This window comes from Aestuariivirga sp. (genome assembly GCF_047600585.1).
Classification (GTDB): Bacteria; Pseudomonadota; Alphaproteobacteria; order Rhizobiales; family Aestuariivirgaceae; genus Aestuariivirga.
Genome location: NZ_JASGKP010000001.1, coordinates 183,654 through 200,088, shown reverse-complemented (window position 1 = coordinate 200,088; position 16,435 = coordinate 183,654). Strand labels below are relative to the sequence as shown.

At 58.2% G+C, this 16,435-nt stretch carries 13 protein-coding genes and 1 pseudogene; 6 read left to right on the top strand and 8 right to left on the bottom strand.

From position 1 onward, the window contains the following. Nucleotides 1-119 precede the first annotated feature (119 nt). Nucleotides 120-1,694, top strand: coding sequence for an FAD/NAD(P)-binding protein (locus QM801_RS00895; protein ID WP_415017329.1), 1,575 nt, complete (start codon nucleotides 120-122; stop codon nucleotides 1,692-1,694). Here QM801_RS00895 and QM801_RS00890 read toward each other — a convergent pair. Both QM801_RS00890 and QM801_RS00885 read right to left on the bottom strand, forming a co-directional pair. After that, the gene (locus QM801_RS00890) at nucleotides 1,691-2,092 is read right to left on the bottom strand and encodes a nuclear transport factor 2 family protein (RefSeq protein ID WP_415017328.1); all 402 of its coding nucleotides are present in this window, start codon (nucleotides 2,090-2,092) and stop codon (nucleotides 1,691-1,693) included. The two genes, QM801_RS00895 and QM801_RS00890, sit on opposite strands and share 4 nt — an antisense overlap. A 263-nt stretch (nucleotides 2,093-2,355) precedes the next feature. After that, nucleotides 2,356-2,574 (bottom strand): annotated as a pseudogene (locus QM801_RS00885) (IS3 family transposase); the annotation flags it as partial. Between the two features lie 687 nt (nucleotides 2,575-3,261). Between QM801_RS00885 and QM801_RS00880 the strand changes: the two are divergent. Both QM801_RS00880 and QM801_RS00875 read left to right on the top strand, forming a co-directional pair. Beyond that, a complete protein-coding gene (locus tag QM801_RS00880) occupies nucleotides 3,262-4,806 on the top strand; it encodes a pyridoxal-phosphate dependent enzyme (protein WP_415017327.1) in 1,545 nt (514 codons plus the stop codon). Nucleotides 4,807-4,978: 172 nt separating this feature from the next. Next, nucleotides 4,979-6,232: an MFS transporter gene (locus QM801_RS00875; protein WP_415017326.1), complete on the top strand. Its 1,254-nt coding sequence runs from the start codon at nucleotides 4,979-4,981 to the stop codon at nucleotides 6,230-6,232. A 121-nt stretch (nucleotides 6,233-6,353) separates the two neighbouring features. Here QM801_RS00875 and QM801_RS00870 read toward each other — a convergent pair whose 3' ends face one another. The 6 genes from QM801_RS00870 to QM801_RS00845 all read right to left on the bottom strand — a co-directional run bounded on the left by QM801_RS00870 (nucleotide 6,354) and on the right by QM801_RS00845 (nucleotide 12,748). After that, nucleotides 6,354-7,916: an alkaline phosphatase family protein gene (locus tag QM801_RS00870; protein ID WP_415017325.1), complete on the bottom strand. Its 1,563-nt coding sequence runs from the start codon at nucleotides 7,914-7,916 to the stop codon at nucleotides 6,354-6,356. Further along, a complete protein-coding gene (locus QM801_RS00865; protein WP_415017324.1) occupies nucleotides 7,913-8,935 on the bottom strand; it encodes an ABC transporter ATP-binding protein in 1,023 nt (340 codons plus the stop codon). Before QM801_RS00865 ends, QM801_RS00870 begins: the two co-directional genes overlap by 4 nt. Beyond that, a complete protein-coding gene (locus tag QM801_RS00860; RefSeq protein WP_415017323.1) occupies nucleotides 8,932-9,723 on the bottom strand; it encodes an ABC transporter permease in 792 nt (263 codons plus the stop codon). Before QM801_RS00860 ends, QM801_RS00865 begins: the two co-directional genes overlap by 4 nt. Next, nucleotides 9,716-10,561 carry an ABC transporter permease gene (locus QM801_RS00855; RefSeq protein WP_415017322.1) on the bottom strand — a complete coding sequence of 282 codons (846 nt, stop codon included), beginning with the start codon at nucleotides 10,559-10,561 and terminating at the stop codon, nucleotides 9,716-9,718. Before QM801_RS00855 ends, QM801_RS00860 begins: the two co-directional genes overlap by 8 nt. A 63-nt stretch (nucleotides 10,562-10,624) precedes the next feature. Next, nucleotides 10,625-11,680, bottom strand: coding sequence for an ABC transporter substrate-binding protein (locus QM801_RS00850; RefSeq protein WP_415017321.1), 1,056 nt, complete (start codon nucleotides 11,678-11,680; stop codon nucleotides 10,625-10,627). 276 nt (nucleotides 11,681-11,956) lie between these two features. Next, nucleotides 11,957-12,748: a DeoR/GlpR family DNA-binding transcription regulator gene (locus QM801_RS00845; protein WP_415017320.1), complete on the bottom strand. Its 792-nt coding sequence runs from the start codon at nucleotides 12,746-12,748 to the stop codon at nucleotides 11,957-11,959. Nucleotides 12,749-12,930: 182 nt separating this feature from the next. On the opposite strand from QM801_RS00845, the gene QM801_RS00840 reads away from it, so the two are divergent. Genes QM801_RS00840 through QM801_RS00830 form a run of 3 tightly spaced genes read left to right on the top strand, consistent with a single transcriptional unit; the run spans nucleotide 12,931 to nucleotide 16,434 of the window. Beyond that, complete coding sequence (locus tag QM801_RS00840; RefSeq protein WP_415017319.1) at nucleotides 12,931-14,229, top strand: sn-glycerol-1-phosphate dehydrogenase; 1,299 nt, start codon at nucleotides 12,931-12,933, stop codon at nucleotides 14,227-14,229. A 10-nt stretch (nucleotides 14,230-14,239) separates the two neighbouring features. Then, on the top strand, nucleotides 14,240-14,926 hold the full coding sequence (locus QM801_RS00835; RefSeq protein WP_415017318.1) for a 4-hydroxythreonine-4-phosphate dehydrogenase: 687 nt from the start codon (nucleotides 14,240-14,242) through the stop codon (nucleotides 14,924-14,926). 47 nt (nucleotides 14,927-14,973) lie between these two features. Beyond that, entirely contained in the window at nucleotides 14,974-16,434 is a 1,461-nt protein-coding gene (locus QM801_RS00830; RefSeq protein WP_415017317.1) for a xylulokinase, read from the top strand. Nucleotide 16,435 lies beyond the last annotated feature (1 nt).

Genomic DNA, 16,435 nt, shown 5'->3' with positions numbered 1-16,435 from the left:
TCATTTTCAGGGCAGTGGAGCGCAACCCCGCGCAAGGCACAATCCCTCTCGTGGGGTGCCACTCGCTGCATGCGGTGATGCCGCATGGAACTCTCGCGAGCGGCGCGCATTCTGCTGGCATGTCCCTTGAAATCGCAATCGTGGGTGGAGGTGCCACCGCTCTTTATTGTCTCAAGCACCTCTTCAGGCAGTGTGCGTTTTCAAAGCCCATTGCGGTAACACTGTACGAAAGCGGTCCGCATTTCGGCAAGGGCATGCCCTATGACGAGACGCTGAATGCCGACTACATGCTGTGCAATGCCTTCAGCCGGGAAATTCCACCCGTCACGGAAACCCTGCTGCAGTATCTGAAGGGATTGCCGCCGCGGGAGCTCACGGCCTGGGAACTGTCGGAGCATGACCTGAGCGCACGCGCCTTCTACCCCCGTGTCCTCATCGGAGAATACCTGCACAGCGAGTTCGAGAGCCTTTGCAATGCTGCCGGGCAGCTGGGCCATCGCGTGACGCTGGAACCCAAGACGCGTGTGACGGACGTCCTAAATCACGCAAACGGTGCCGTGGTCGTATCGGATGCAGGTGATGAGCGGACTTTTGACAAGGTGATCCTTGCAACGGGTCATGTCTGGCCGCGTCAGCCGCGCATCGGCCAGGCGAAGCTTCTCTCGCCATGGCCCTACACCAACATCACGTCGCTCCCCGCAACGAACATCGGCATTCTCGGATCATCCCTGTCAGCCATCGACATTGCCATGGCCCTCGCCTTCACCCACGGCACATTCGAAGAGCAGGACGGTGCACTCTCGTGGCGTGGCAACGCAGGTTCGGCGAACCTCCGGATCACCATGATCTCCAAGATGGGCGTGATGCCGGAAGGGGATTTCTACTATCCCTTTCCGTATCAGCCCCTGAAGATCCTGTCACCTGATGCTGTCGCCGCAGAGGTGAAGCGCGGGAGCGATGGTCTTCTGGAGCGGCTCTTTCGGCTGCTCCATGAGGAACTGACAGCATCGGATCCCGATTACGTTGCGTCACTTGGCGCATCGGCCGTCACGCTCGAAGGCTTCAGCGCCGCCTATTTCAAGGCCCGCAGGGAACTGGGCGGACTTGATGCGGTGAAGCGGGATTTCCGCAAGACCCGCGCCAGCATGCGTGAGCGGCGCACGATCCCCTACCGCTATGCCCTCCTCCGCGCCCACGAGAATGTCGATCTCGCCCTGCGCGCATTCACGGCAAAGGATTGGGAGATGTTTCAATCAACCCTGCTGCCGGTGTTCACGGATTGCTATGCAGCCGTGCCGCACCTGTCGCTGGCGCGGGTCATCGCGCTTCACGATGCCGGTGTTCTCCACATCCGGGAAAGCGGGGACGATGCGGTATTCCAAACCTCTCCGGAGGGCGGCGTCACGGTCGTCGCAGGCGACTCGGAATTCCACTTTGACGTGATGATCGACGCGCGCGGCCAGGCACCTGCACCCCTTGCGAAGCTGCCCTTCCCGGGGCTCGTCCGTTCGCTGAAGGATGAGACCGCGCCGTTGGTGGAGCCGTTTCGACTAGAGACGGCCGCCGGACCGTCGAACGTCTACTGCCTTTCCATGCCGCAATTGCTGGAACGTCATCCCTTCTCGCAAGGACTGGCCGAGGCGGAGAAGAACGCCCGCGTCGCCGTCGATGAGATGGTCAGCGCCGAACCCTAGGCGCCTTCCGCGCCCAGTATCGTCTCGCTGTGGGCATGACATTCCCATCCGCGTGATCCCTTGACCCACGTCGAGATGTCCGCTGCCCTGAATTTCTTCGCCGTTCCGCCGATGCGAACATCCTGCCGCACGGTATAGGCAATGATCGCGACGCCCGGTGATGGCGTGGTCACCTCCACATCCTCGAATTCATAGTTGTCGAGAATCCAGTCCCCCTCTTCGGTCATCTTCGACATCTCGCGCTTTTCAATGCGCATGATGCCCTTGGGTCCGGCCACAAGACTCGATCTCGCCGAAAGATCCGCAGTCTTGGATCCGTTCTTCGCTTTCATCGCATCCCAGTAGGATTTCTCGAGATGGACGGCTTCTTCGTATGTCAGGGGAGAAGGAGGTGCCATGATACGTCTCCTGTCGTTGGATACCGCATTAACTGGCCTGGAGGGGTTTGGTTCCGTTGGAAGCGGCGTAGCGGCAGACCAGCCAGCAGTGTTCGGGCATGAAAAACCCGCGAGGAGCGAATTCCCTGTCGCGCAAAACAGGGAATTTCTTATGCATAAGAGGGACCGAAACTGCCCCCCAACAGGAAAGCCGCCTCGACGTAAAGGCAAGCGGCAGCACTCGTTCCAAACCCGTGGAAAAGTCTCCGAAAAAGGAAGACGGCAAGGGCAGGCGGCTCACGGGCAACCCGGCTGCCGCAGAGGGACGTGTCCGGAATGGCCGCAAGACACTCGTGGGTGATGTTATCGGTCATGTTCAGGACCCCGAACCGCCTGTCATTGTCATGCACTAAGTCGAGCGACCATCTGCCATTCATCCTGGCCTCCACAAGCAGCGGAGCCCATACGCCAATGGCCCGCTTGCGGCCATTGCGCCTCCGCACCCGGACTGACGTCAACGCTGCTCCCGTAGTCGCGGGATGAGCGAACCACCTGGGAGAAGCTCAAGGCAGAGGGCCGGAACTGAATTGATAGGAAGGGCTACAAAGGCGAAAGGGTACTGCAGCAGGCACAGTGGAGCAGGTCGAGGGTTGAATGGCCACTCACTCGTGGCACGTCATGTGCCAGCATTCGTTGAATTTTGACGACCGTGCACCCAGTCCCTTGTTCATCGAAGTAGCCGCCCTTAACCGAAGCAGAAATCAGATAATGATCAGGGCGCGGTAAGGACGAGCGGCTTGGCCGGCTGCTACCGGATTCCGAGATGAGAACCCACTCGGAAAACAGCAATATGAAGTCCAACAGCTTAAACGAAGAGATTTACCGCCTTCTCTCGAAGAGAGCGGGTGGCATGGGATACATAAGTGCTGGATTCGAGCTCGGCTCGCACCTTTGTCGTCGCAACTGGCTGATCTCTCCGAGGCGCTCTCGGAGGCAGACGCCGATCATCAGGTGCGAACGAAATCACTGCTTTCCACCAATCTCTTACTATCTCACCCGGGAATCCCCCTTCGGTTGAAGAGCAGACCGATGCTGATGCTGGTCGCCGCATGGAATCCGATGACTGCAAAACGCAGAACCGGAAATGACAATCACATTTTCTTTGCAGAATTCACAACTGGACAATAGTCATGACATTAACTCAAGATACTGACGCCAACTTGGCAGCGGACATTCCCCTGCCCCGGACTTATCATTCCATACTTGATACAATCGGCAATACGCCTGTGGTCCGCCTGTCAAGTCTCGAGCCGGACGGTGTAGAGCTTTACGCGAAGCTGGAATTCTTCAACCCACTTGGTTCAATCAAGGACAGGCTGGCCCTCGGAGTCATCGAAGCTGCCGAACGTGAAGGCAAGCTGCAGCCAGGTCAGACAGTCATCGAGGCAACAAGTGGCAACACGGGCATTGGCCTTGCCATGGTCTGCGCCCGGAAAGGCTACCCTCTGGTCGTGGTGATGTCAGAAAGCTTCTCTGTGGAACGGCGACGCCTGATGCGCTTTCTGGGGGCGAAAGTCGTCCTAACGCCCGCCGCCGAGAAAGGAACGGGAATGATAGAGAAGGCGCGTGAGCTTTCAACGGCTCACGGCTGGTTCTGGACACGCCAGTTCGAGAACGACGCCAATGCTGCAATCCACCGGCAGACAACAGCGCTTGAAATCCTGCGGACCTTTGGGCCGCACGGACTTGATTATTTTGTCACCGGTTCTGGCACCGGCGGGACCCTCCAAGGTGTAGCGAGCGTCCTTCGGATCGAAAGCGGAAACACCAAAATTGTTGTGGCGGAACCTGAAAACGTTCCAATTCTCGCTAGCGGCATAAGGCAGGCGTACAACGGCGATGGTACACCCGGCGCCAGCCACCCGCACTTCCGGCCACACCCCATACAAGGCTGGACGCCCGACTTCATTCCTCGCCTGACGTCCGAAGCCTTCGGCAAAGGATTGGTGGACCTGATACAGCCGGTGAGCGGAACGGATGCACTCCATTTGACGATGGAACTCGCGCGAAAGGAAGGAATCTTCTGCGGAATCTCAGGCGGCGCCACCCTTGCGGCCGCCCTTGCCACCGCGAAATCGGCATCAAGGGGAAGCCGCATACTGTTTATGGTGCCTGATACGGGGGAACGCTACCTGTCCACGCCTCTGTTTGAAAACATTGAACAGGAGATGACAGCCGAGGAGAGGGAGATCTCCAACTCAACTCCACGAGGCCGCTTCGTTATCTCCGCTCCTCCAGCTTCCACTGGACCTGCGGCGGTCCATTCGCAAGTCAGTGAACGCGCCGAAACATTCGTGCGAACAACCATCAATGACCAACAGAATCCGCTTGTGATGTTCGCATTGGAATGGTGCGAATTCTGCTGGGCAGTCAGAAAATTCCTGCGAGCTATTGGCGTGCCATTTGTCTCCGTTGATCTCGATGGCCTGAAGTTGCAATCCGACGGCTTCAGTCAGGAGATACGAAATGCGCTGCATGCAATCACGGGTTCCCCCACGATCCCGCAGATTTTCCTGAAGGGCAGGCTCCTGGGTGGTGCGGTGGATGTTCTCAGCCTTCATGAGCAGGGAACTTTGACGCCATTGCTGGTGAAGTCCGGACTCTCGCCAACCGAGATTTCCTTCTCTGCCAGAGACTATTTGCCAAAATGGTTGGCAACACGAACTGCAGCATGATCCGTGATCAACGCGGAGTGCAGAACGAATGGGACGCCTGAAGCGCTCCAGGTCTCCTTCCACCTCCTTTCAACTCCTACGAATCCACGATTATTCCCATGTGGGTTCCCACGCCCTTTCCAACGTCTCTCTGCCAAACCCCGACTCCCGACTGTTAATACGATTAGTTTCCATGACGAAGATCCACGAGAACACTGACGCCTCCAGATTGGGTGAGACCGATCTTCCACAACTTGGGCTTCGCGGAATTTTGGCCGTCGCCGGCACGACTATTGGAATGGCGGCAGGATTCGGCGTCATGATACTTTCTTCAATCTTCCTGGACCCATTGACCAAAGAATTGGGATGGAACCGTGGAACTGTCAGCTTGGGCTATGTCTGCGCAGCTATCGGGATGGCAACGGGCGGTCTCTTGTGGGGGCGCGTCTTTGACAAGATAGATATCCGGTGGATGCTCGCTATGGGTGGCACATTTCAAGTTTTGCCACTGGCAATGCTCGCGCACGTCTCATATCCATGGCAGTTCTTTGCGGCCCATCTGATACTGGGCTTTCTTGGATTTGGTGCACTTTACGCACCTTTCGTTGCAGTGGCGAGTGATTGGGCGATCTCACGTCGCGGTCTGGTCATGGGAATTGTCACAGCCGGTGGCGCAATAGGCCAAGGGGCGCTGCCATATTGGGCACAGACTCTCATCACGGCGTATGGTTGGCGCACTGCATATTGGGCTCTAGCTCTCGCCATGCTGATCACACAGCTAACAATCTTCTCGACTGTTCGCTTCCGCATCCAACGCCGTTCCAGTCAAATTGAAGGGGAAGGTGTTCGAGTTCTATTTTCAACAAGGCTTGCGGCACTTGGGTTCGCGGCGTTCTGCTGCTGCGCCTGTATGGGAATGCCGCTCGTCCATCTCGCAGGATACATATCAATGATCTGCGGGTCTGCAAACCTCGGAGCAACAAGCCTATTGGTGGCAATGTTGAGCGGCACAGTCGGGCGTGTAGTTTTTGGCCTTCTTGCAGACCGCATTGGAAACTTTTCCGCCTATAGAGCTGCAGCTCTCAGTCAGGCGCTCTGCGTTGTGTTCTTTCCCTTTTTGAGCAGCTTCAACTCACTCATTGTCCTGTCGCTCGCTTTCGGATTTTCATTTTCGGGGAATATGACCTGTATGTTGCTTTGTATCCGTGAGGAGGCTCCTCCAGAAAGAATTGGATCAGCCGTTGGCTGCATCCTTTTTATCGCCTGGCTAGGCATGGGAATGGGCGGATATCTGGGCGGCGGACTATTCGATTTCACGGGCAGCTACAAGCTTGCCTTCTGCATTTCTGCAGTGTTCGGCTTGGCAGCTTTCGTCTTGCTCTCGACACTCGATCGGGGCCACGGAATTTCTATCTCCACATGGCCACACGCAAAGCGATCTTCGTAAACTGATTAGGATGGCCACAGCTGTTGTCCAATTCCTCTTGCTATGCATGATGCGCAACAGCTTCCGTTCATCAGCAGTCCTGCCAAGCAGTGTCTGCAGCGGGGACGTGCATCATTCGCGATTACGGAGAATGGACGTAAAGCCCCCCCTCTCCAATATGCATATTCGTAAGCACGCGCTCCTGGTTCAAGAGCCGCCAACTGAGCAGCTTCTGGGCGTATGAAAGTTCCACCGCCGCATATTCCCGGCGTCCTGCGAGATTGTTCATTTCCGTTGGATCGGTCGTCAGATCAAACAACAGGGGCGGCAAGGACGTGAAATGAATGTACTTGAACCTTGAGTCTCTCACGACTGCGTATGAGCACTCATCGGAGGAGATTCCGAGCGCCTTTTCGACACGCTGACTTCTGACGTTGCGGAAGTCATGCTCGAAGAACACTGCATCACGCCAGTGCTCCACCGCAGTGCCGTGCAGGAAATGTACAAGTGAATGTCCGTCCACGCTTCGTGGCTTCCCAGCACCAAGCCAATCGAGAATGGTGGGCATGATGTCAATGGCTTCCGTAAACCGGTCAACCCGCGTACCTCGCGTGGCATCGGCGGCTCTGGATGGATCAAAGATAACCAGCGGCAGGTGAAAGGATCCGTCGAAGTAAATCTCTTTTCCCCAGACATAGTGATCCCCAAGCATTTCGGCATGGTCGCTTGTCACAATGATAAGCGTCCGCTCAAGTTGCCCCGTGGCCTCCAGATAGCTGATGATACGGCCCAGGTGGTGATCCATCTCCTCGATGAGTCCAAAGTAGGTTGACTTCATCTGGCGGATCTCGAGGTCATCCGCCTCCACCAGATTCATGGGATTGTGTTCGTCGAAGGAATCCGTGCGCGCCACGTTGCTGATTTCGTGCGCAAGCAAGGGATGCTGCTTGCCCTCCAGTTCCGGGCTTTCCTTGCGGACCGGGAAGCTGACGTCATTCGGATGAACGGCCGCATTGTAGGGTTCGGGCGCAATAAATGGTGGATGCGGGCGGAAGAACACAAAATGGGCAAACCACGGTTTCGCCTCGCGCACCAGCAGCCACTTGAGGAACTCATCCGTTAGGAAGGCCGTCTCACTGTGCTCAGCTTTGAAAGAGGTCGGAATGAAGCGGAAGCCCCGATCGGCAGGCTTGTCGAATTGGGGGCGCGGCCTGAATACATCAGCGCGGCCACCGGGGATATCATAACCCAGAGCTTTCAGATGCGAAATCCATTTGCCCATGTCCTCCGGCAAGTGCAGCGGCGTCGAGAAGCCAGGCAACACACCCTCGTCATAGGCCTTGAGTGACGGATCATTGGGATGAAGCAGGCGCGGATCAGGAGTCGTATCCGTATAGCCAAAGAGAGACGGTTCATATCCGAGCTTGCGGGCTTCAAGAGCAAGATTGGTGTGACGGGCGTCAAGCGGAGTTCCGTTACGGCCAGAGCGATGATTCATAAGGTACATGCCGGTCAGAAGGCTGGTGCGGGACGGCCCGCAGGGTGTGCACTGTCCATAATGCCTGGTGAACGTGACCGACTTTTTCATGAGTTGATCGAGATTGTGCGTCCGGACATTCGGATGGCCCAGCGCACCAATGCAGTCACCCCGCCACTGATCCGCACAGATGAGCAAGACGTTGGGTTTGTCAGGAACAACCTTCATGATTTCATCTCATTTATGGAACCGCGCGCAATATCCAGTGTGACGTTGTCGCCAACCGCGAACTTCTGACTCTTGGGTGAGTTCAGCACGTCAACCTTCAGGAAGACGCCATTGCACAATACGTAATAGCGCAGGATGGCGACCAGCACCTGCACCGACGAGATGGTGCCCGTGAGCATGTTGCCGCCAGCGCCATTTTCCTGGGGTTTTTTCGCTGACGAGATCACAATCGATTCAGGCCGGATGGCCCACGTTGCGTCCGTCGTCTTCTTGAAGAGGCTTTTGACCTGTTCGGGTGTCAGGAGGTTGAAGTCACCGATAAAGGACGCGACGTCAAGACTGGCCGGACTATTATAGATTTCGGCGGGTGCGCCCACTTGTACGAAGCGCCCGTTCTGCATGATGGCGACGACATCGCCCAGCATCAATGCCTCTTCTTGGTCATGGGTGACAAAGATGGCGGTGAAGCCAACCTGATGCTGCAAGCGCTTCAGTTCCTCTCGCAGGCGCTTGCGGATCTGGGCGTCAAGTGCCGAAAGCGGTTCGTCAAGCAAGAGAAGTTTCGGTTCCAGGATGAGTGCGCGGGCGAGCGCGACGCGTTGCTTTTGGCCGCCCGAGAGCGCAGCTGGCTTCGCTTGGGCACGGGCCTCCAGACCCATAAGATGGATCATTCCCTCCACTTTCTGTTGGATCTCGTGTTTCGACAGCTTCTGCTGCTCCAGCCCGAATGAGAGATTCTGCTCCACCGTCATGTTCGGAAAGAGCGCATAGTGCTGGAAGACCATGCCGACACCGCGATCCTTGGGCGGAGCGCGCGTGACGTCCCGGCCGTCGATGCGGATCACCCCGCTGTCCGGCATCGTCAGGCCTGCAATGCCGCGCAGAAGTGTCGTTTTTCCGCAGCCAGAAGGTCCCACCAGTACGCAGATCTGGCCCCTCGTGACATCAAGGTCGATGTTCTGAAAAACGGAAACTCCGTCATAGCCCTTGGATAGGGCGCGGACCTCGACATAGCTCACTGTTCGTTCCTCCGTGACGCGGCCCAGACCACGATGGCTGTTGAGGCGAAGATGACAAGGAAATAGGTCGTAATGAGTACGCTAAGCTTGCGTCCGCTGCCGCCATTGAGCACGCCCATATATATCTGAAGGGTGGGGAAGTGGCCGCCGACGAGGAGATTGGCATAAACGAAGTCGCTGATCGCCAGCGTAAAGTTCATGACAAGCCCAATGATCAGGCCCTGCTTGACGCAGGGCACGACGACCCGGGTCAGGATCGTAAAGTCGGACGCGCCGAGCAGGCGTCCCGCTTCGAAGAGCTCGTTCAATCTCAGTGAGCGGAGATTGTTCTTGATCGGCACATAGTATAGAGGCGCGGCCACGGGCAAGTATCCGAAGACCAGAACCCAAGGTGTGCCGGTAAGCACGATGCCGTAGTTGCCGGAATAGATCCGCAGCAGTCCCAGCGCCAGCACGATGCCGGGCACTGCAAAGGGCAGAATGACGAGAACCGCCATCCACTTGTCGAGAAGCGGAAAATAACAGTGAGCGATCAGCACGGCGGGTACGACGATCAGGGGCGTCAGGATCAGGGAGCCGAGACTCACGAGCAGGGAGTTGTAGATTGACTGCAGAAATCTGGGGTCGGACGTGATCGCCCGGAGATGGTCCAGCGTCAATCCCTCGGGAAGGACGGTTCCTGCCCAGTCAGTGGCGAAGGCATTGAGGGCCACTGCAAGAATAGGCAGCAACTGGAAAGCTGCAACCAGCAAGACGAGAGCCCAATCCAACCATTTACGGTCACGCATCGTGATGCTGCCGCGGCTTCAGAAGGAACTGGTCTGCCAGAATGGGGATGATCAAGCTGACAACCAGCAAGATTGCGAGCGCATCGGCCAGGTTCGGATCGGAGAATACGTCGCCCGCAGTCAGTTCGCCGATGCGAATGGTGACCACGTTTGCGCTGCCACCCACCAGAGCCCAGGCCGTAGCGTAGGTGCCCATGGCATTTGCAAAAAGCAGTAGATAAGCGCTGATCAGGCTGGGCGCGAGGATCGGCAGGCCGATCCGCCGCCAGAATGACCATGTGCTGGCTCCCATGAGGAATGCCGCTTCCCTGATTTCAGTGGTAAGTGCACCCAGACCCGGCAGCAGGAGCAGGATAGCGAATAGGATCTGGAAATAAGAATATACGATGACAAGCCCCGTCGTGCCGTAGATGTTGAAGCCGTGCAGGATCCCGATGCGGGCGAAGAGCAGCGTGAAGGAACCGCTGATCCCCAGCAGGATGACAAAGGCGAAAGCGAGGGGAAAGCCGGTAAAGTTGGCGCCGATGTTGGCGCAGATCGAGATCAGTTGCTGCACTCGGCCCGGCATCCTCTTGAGCAGCACGCAGATCGGCAGGGCGACAGCGAGACCGATCAGTGCCGTTGCCGCGGAGATCAGGTAGCTGACTTTGAAGGCTCCGAGATAGAAGCGGCTGGACAGGATTTCCGCGTAATTGAACGCCGACAATTCATCCCCAGAGAAAAGGCTGTTCAGTGTCACGGCAAGGAGCGGCGCGACCTCGAACAGGAACACGACGAGGAGAAAGGGCGTCACACACAGGAAGGCGAGGATCTTGGTGCGGTTCGCTGCAGGGACCATGGACACAATCCGGATTGGAATCACGGCCGCCCCAGAAGCGGGGCGGCCGCATGCTGCAGGAGATCACATCTTCGACAGGACTTGTTCCTGCCATTGTTTGCCGAGTTGTTTGGCTGATTCCATCCATAGCTCTGCATTCACCGGCCTTGCCTTTGCATATTGTTCGGTGGGGAGAACGTTGTCCTTCAACTCCGGCGGCACGTTGATGGAATCGATCAGTATCGGGCGGGCAAAGCCTTTGGCGAAGTTCAGCTGACCGGCTTCCGTGAAGATGTATTCACGCACAACCTTGGCAATGTTCGGACGGGTGGAATAGGCATTGAGGATCGTGGTGTAGCCGGAGGTGACCGAGCCGTCAGAAGGAATCCAAACGTCAAACTTGTCCTTGCCGACGAGATTGCGGTAGTTGAGGGCATTGAAATCCCAGACGATGCCCACCTCTATTTCGCCCTTTTCCATGTTGCCGGGATTTGCGCCGATCGTGAGAAGACGCTGCTGTTCCGCCAGCTTGGAAAAGATGTCGAGCGCGGGCTGGAGGTTTTCTTCACCGCCACCTCCCGCAATGGCCGCCGCGAGGACAAGTGCGTTGGATTGAGCCGCCTTGCCCACGTCCCCCACGGCGACCTTGTAGGTGCCGTTCACAAGGTCCGCGAAAGCCTTGGGCGGATTTTCGACTTTCTTGCTGACGATGAAAGCGATTGTGCCGGTGTAACCCAACATCCAGTGACCGTCGTCATCGCGGGCCCATGTGGGGATTTTGCCCCAGTTGGTTGGCTTGTAGGGTGCGCTCGTTCCCTTGCGTTTGGCGATCGGCCCGAATTCCAGTCCGATCTCGCCGATGTCAGCGCTGGCGTTGGCTTTCTCCGCTTCGAATTTCGCCAGTTCTTCGGCACTGCTCATGTCGGTATCTGTATGGGTGACACCATACTTCGCCATGATGTCCTTCCATTGGCCGCCCCAATTCGCCCAGTCGTCAGGCAGGCCGAGACTTACGACCGTGCCTTCCTTGCGTGCGGCAGCTTCGATCTCCTCAAGCGTTTCGGCGAAGGCCTGAGCGGCGGTCAGCGTCAGCGCGGACAATGCGATGCCTGTGCTGAAGGTTCTGCGGTTCATGTTCATGGGAAGCTCCTGATTTAGCATTCAGTGCGCAGTTCTCGGTCTCGACAGTGGCAGACCACGAGCACCAGGGGTGTGGCGGGCGAAGCAGCGCGATGGAGGTTCGGGCCAAAAGATTGGCCCACCACTTCTGCCCGTCATCCCGAGGAATGCTCACCGGAGAGGAGGAGGTCCCTCGGTGTCTTTCACTATGGACGGCCGCATAGAATGACTATTCGGTCAATCTGTCAACGCAAAAAATGACCATATGGTCTTTTCTGTGGACGTGTCACGACACAGTCATGCTTCCGTGCTCGCAAATTCGGCCACCACGACATCGACACCTGCTGCGCGCAATGCGCTCTCGAGAATGGGGCCCGGCATGCGGTCGGTGACAAGGCGGTCAATTTTCTCAGGCCCGCACACCTGGAACAGCGCATTGCGCTGAAGCTTGGATGAATCCGCAACCACCGTCACCTGACGTGCCAATTCAATCATGGCACGCGTTACGAAAGCTTCGTCCGCATTGAAGTCCATCATCGCGCCGGTCTCGCCAATGCCGCTCACGCCGATCACGGCATGATCCGCCGAAATCTGCTTTATCTGTTCGACCACCTGCGGACCCAGCAGCTCGCAAGCCTCGCCGAAGTAAGAGCCGCCGAGCAGATGGATCGGTCCGCGCTGCTCGGAACCCCACAGTTCATGGGCTACAAGCGTGGAATTGGTGATCACCGTGAAGGGGCCCCGGCGCGCCAATTGTTCAGCAAAGTAGATCGTGGTGGTTCCGCAGTTGATGAGAATGCTATCGCCAGGGTTGAACAGCGCGGCAGCCGCCAATGCGATCCGCATCTTTTCATCACGGGCATTGGCACGTCTTTCGGCAAGCGGACTTTCGCGCACGGATTGTGCCGGCTGCATTGCCGTTGCGCCACCATGGATCTTCCGGAGGAGCCCCTGCTCTGACAACAGGCTCAGATCGCGCCGCACAGTCTCGTGTGAGGCGTCCAGCAGATCGGCCAGTTCATCGACCGAGACCCTCTCCTGTGCATGGACGAGCTCGACAATCCGGCGGTGACGATCAGCTGGCTTCATCGCAGTTCCTCATTGACCGTTCGGTCATTTAGTGACAGAAGATTGACTGAACGGTCATTCTGGGTTCAGGTGATGCTGACAGACTTCTCAAAACTACGCAATTCAGTCAATCCTACCTCACTTTCCACAAAGACGATGCGGCTGTCTTTGGAGGTGTGTGCCCTCCGCTTTCGGACATCCCCATGAGCAGCAGCATGATCAGTGACCTCCTGGCAGGCCGCTTCTCCGATCCGGATACCGGCAAGCTTGTGAGCGTGGGCACGCGAAGTTTGGTAATCGAGAAAACGCTCGCCGGGAACGAAGGCGATCTGGTCCACGCCCTGTCGATGGGGCGCCGTATTGCGGTCGTGAGTGATTCCAACACACACCAAGCACTCGCAGAGCGTGTGGAACGTGGCCTCGCCGGTCGCAGTTTGGTCGACAGCATTATCTTGCCGGGACATCCGCATCCCGACGATAAGACCGTGGAGCTCCTGCGGGAACAGACCAAACCGGCCGATGCCATCGTTGCCGTGGGCTCGGGCACCATCAACGATCTATGCAAATATGCCTCGGCACTCGACAGCAAACCTTATGCTGTTTTTGCGACTGCGCCGTCGATGAACGGCTACACATCTTACAATGCGGCAATCACCGTGCATGGGCACAAGCTGTCGCTGCCGGCGCAGGTACCGCAGGGAGTCTTCTTCGACCTTGAGGTGCTTGCAGCCGCCCCTGCCCGTCTCATCCGTGCAGGGCTCGGTGACAGCCTTTGCCGCTGCACGGCCCAGGCAGACTGGCTCCTCTCGCACCTGATGTTTGGCAGCGAGTACCGAACCCTGCCCTTTGTCCTGCTGTCCGAAGACGAAGCTCCTCTTTTCGACAACGCCGCCGCACTTATGGCAGGCGATCTTGAGGTCATGACCCGGCTTGTGCGCACGCTCGTGCTGGCAGGGTTCGGCACCGCAATCATTGGCCATAGCCAACCCGCAAGCCAGAGCGAGCATCTGGTCAGTCACTTCCTCGACATGTTCGAGAAACCCAAACGGCCGCTCGTCTACCATGGTGAACAGGTTGGCGTGACCACCCTGTCGATGGCGCGGCTGCAAGCGCGCATGCTGGACGCGCCACCGGTGCTTCACGCCGATACGACCAGCGAATCCGATCTTGTCAGCCGCTATGGTGAAGTGCTGGGACGCTCGTGCTGGCAGGAGTTTTCCAAGAAACGCATCACAGCGGAGAAGGCCGAAAAATTGAATGCCCGCTTGAATTCTGAGTGGAACGGGATCAGCGCGCGCCTGCGCCAGGCCATGCTTCCGCCAGAGTACCTGCAGGATGTTCTCGTCGCCGCGGGCGCGCCCATCGTCCCTGAGGACATTCACCTGGACCGCGGCGATTACGAAACGGCAATCCTCTGCTGCCGAGAAATTCGCAACCGTTTTACCATTCTTGATCTCGCGGCAAGCGCAGGGCGGCTTTCTGTTCTCACTCCAACTCTCTAAGGAGAACCCGATGGACTTCATCTTCATGCTCACCCGTCAGGACAGGACGATCAGCGATTGCCTGCGTCTCTACGACGAGATCCGCGCCGTCGGTCTGACGCATGTGGGCTTCAAGGATGTGGGAGTTGACCGGGACACGCTTGCGGCACTCACCAAGCGGATCAGGGCGGACGGCGCCACCGCCTACATGGAAGTGGTTTCGACGTCGCCCGATGACGCGCTTCGCTCGGCAAAAACGGCTGTGGAACTTGGTGTCGATAGGCTGCTGGGCGGCACCGATGTCGATGCCGTGATGGCGATCACCAAGGGAAGCGCCACCGCCTACTATCCATTCCCGGGTTTCCCGCAGGGCCATCCGACCAAGCTCGCCGGCAAGCCCGCCGACGTTACCGCGCATTGCCGCAGCTTCATGGATCGCGGTTGTGCAGGCTGCGACATTCTCGCCTACCGTGCGACCGAGGCAGAGCCTCTGGCGCTGGTGAAGGCGGCCCGCGCCGGACTGGGCAAGGGCACTCTCATCGTTGCAGGCTCGATCAACTCGCTCTCCCGCATCTCGGAGATCGCGGAGGCCGGAGCCGACGCCTTTACGATCGGCTCTGCGATCTTCGACGGGACATACAAAGGTGACGCGGGATCCATCATCACCCAGCTCGAAGCGGTGATCGCGGATTGCAAAAAGGCAGCAGGACTGCCTTGATGCGGGACACCGGGCCGCCATCTGCCCGGTGAAGAGGGTTCTGCCGCATGTATCTCGGCATCGATATTGGAAGCCAGTCCGTCAAGGCTCTTGTCGTCGACGGGAGCCTGACGCCGCGAGGCCAGGGGAGTGTGCCGCTTACCCTTTCGACGCGACCCGGCAACGTGATCGAGCAGGATCCGCAGTCATGGTTGGACGCTCTCAGGACTGTAATCGCATCAGCTCTCGGCGAAGCCGGAGTGTCCGCCGCCAATATCCATGGTCTCGGAGTGGGCGGGCAACTCGATGGCTGTGTTCCAGTCAACAGCACCGGCGCGGCGCTCCACCCCTGCCTCACCTGGATGGACCGGAGGGCCACGCGAGAAGCCGGCCTCATGCCGGAGGATGTTGTTCGCGCCCGCTGCGGGATCATCAGCGATGCCACGCACATGGCCCCGAAGATCGCCTGGCTTCGGGACAACCGGCCAGACATCACACGGGAGACAACCTGTTTCCACCAGCCTGTGAGTTTCATCGTTCAGCATCTCACGGGAGCAGCGGTGATGGACCGCGCCCTCGCTTCAACAACGATGCTATACGACTTGGCACAGAAGGATTGGGCCGATGACCTTCTTGCTCCATTCGGTGTAGATCGGACGCGTCTGCCCGCGCTGCGGGGCATGGAGGAGTGCGCGGGAGTTCTTACCCCCAGTGGTGCGGACCTGACCGGACTCCGCGAGGGCACCAGGGTAGCGGTCGGGACAGGTGACGACTTCACCAACGCCATCGGTGCTGGGCTCCTGTCCCCCGGCGCCATGCTCTGCCAGATCGGAACGGGCGAAGTGGTGGGCGCACTTCATCCCACGCAGGTGGTTGATCACCAGCGGCTTGTGGAGACACATGATTTTGGCCGTGGGCTTTTCTTTATCGAAAATCCGGGCTGGCTCAGCGGCGGGGCAATTTCATGGCTCCTGAACCTTCTGCGTCTCAGAGGCGTGGAAGAACTCAACCAGCTTGCGGCCAGTGTACCCCCGGGATGCGAAGGAGTGCTGTTCATGCCCGCGCTCACGGGGGCCATGGCGCCCGAATGGAATGCTGATGTGCATGCCTGCTTCCACCATCTGAGCGCACATCACAGTGCTGCACACCTGGCGCGGGCCGTTCTCGAGGGAACTGCTTTCGCCATGCACGATGTACAGCTTCGGCTCACCGAAATGGGAGTCTCCTTCGACAGCATCCGGCTCGCAGGCGGCGGCGCGTCAAGCAAGCTTTGGGGCCAAATCCGGGCCGATGTTGCGCAATTGCCGGTGCAGGTCTGTCATGTGAGGGATGCCTCTCCCCTCGGGGCAGCAGTGCTTGCAGCAGTGGCTGCCGGGGAACTGGAAACGATCAGCGCGGCCCAGCCCCTGCTCAACCGGGATTCATCCTGGATCACGCCCACATCGGCGCAAGCACCAATCTATCGCGAGGCCCACCGCCGCTACCGCGACCTGTTTTCCCATCTCAAGACACTGGCATCAGGCTCATGAC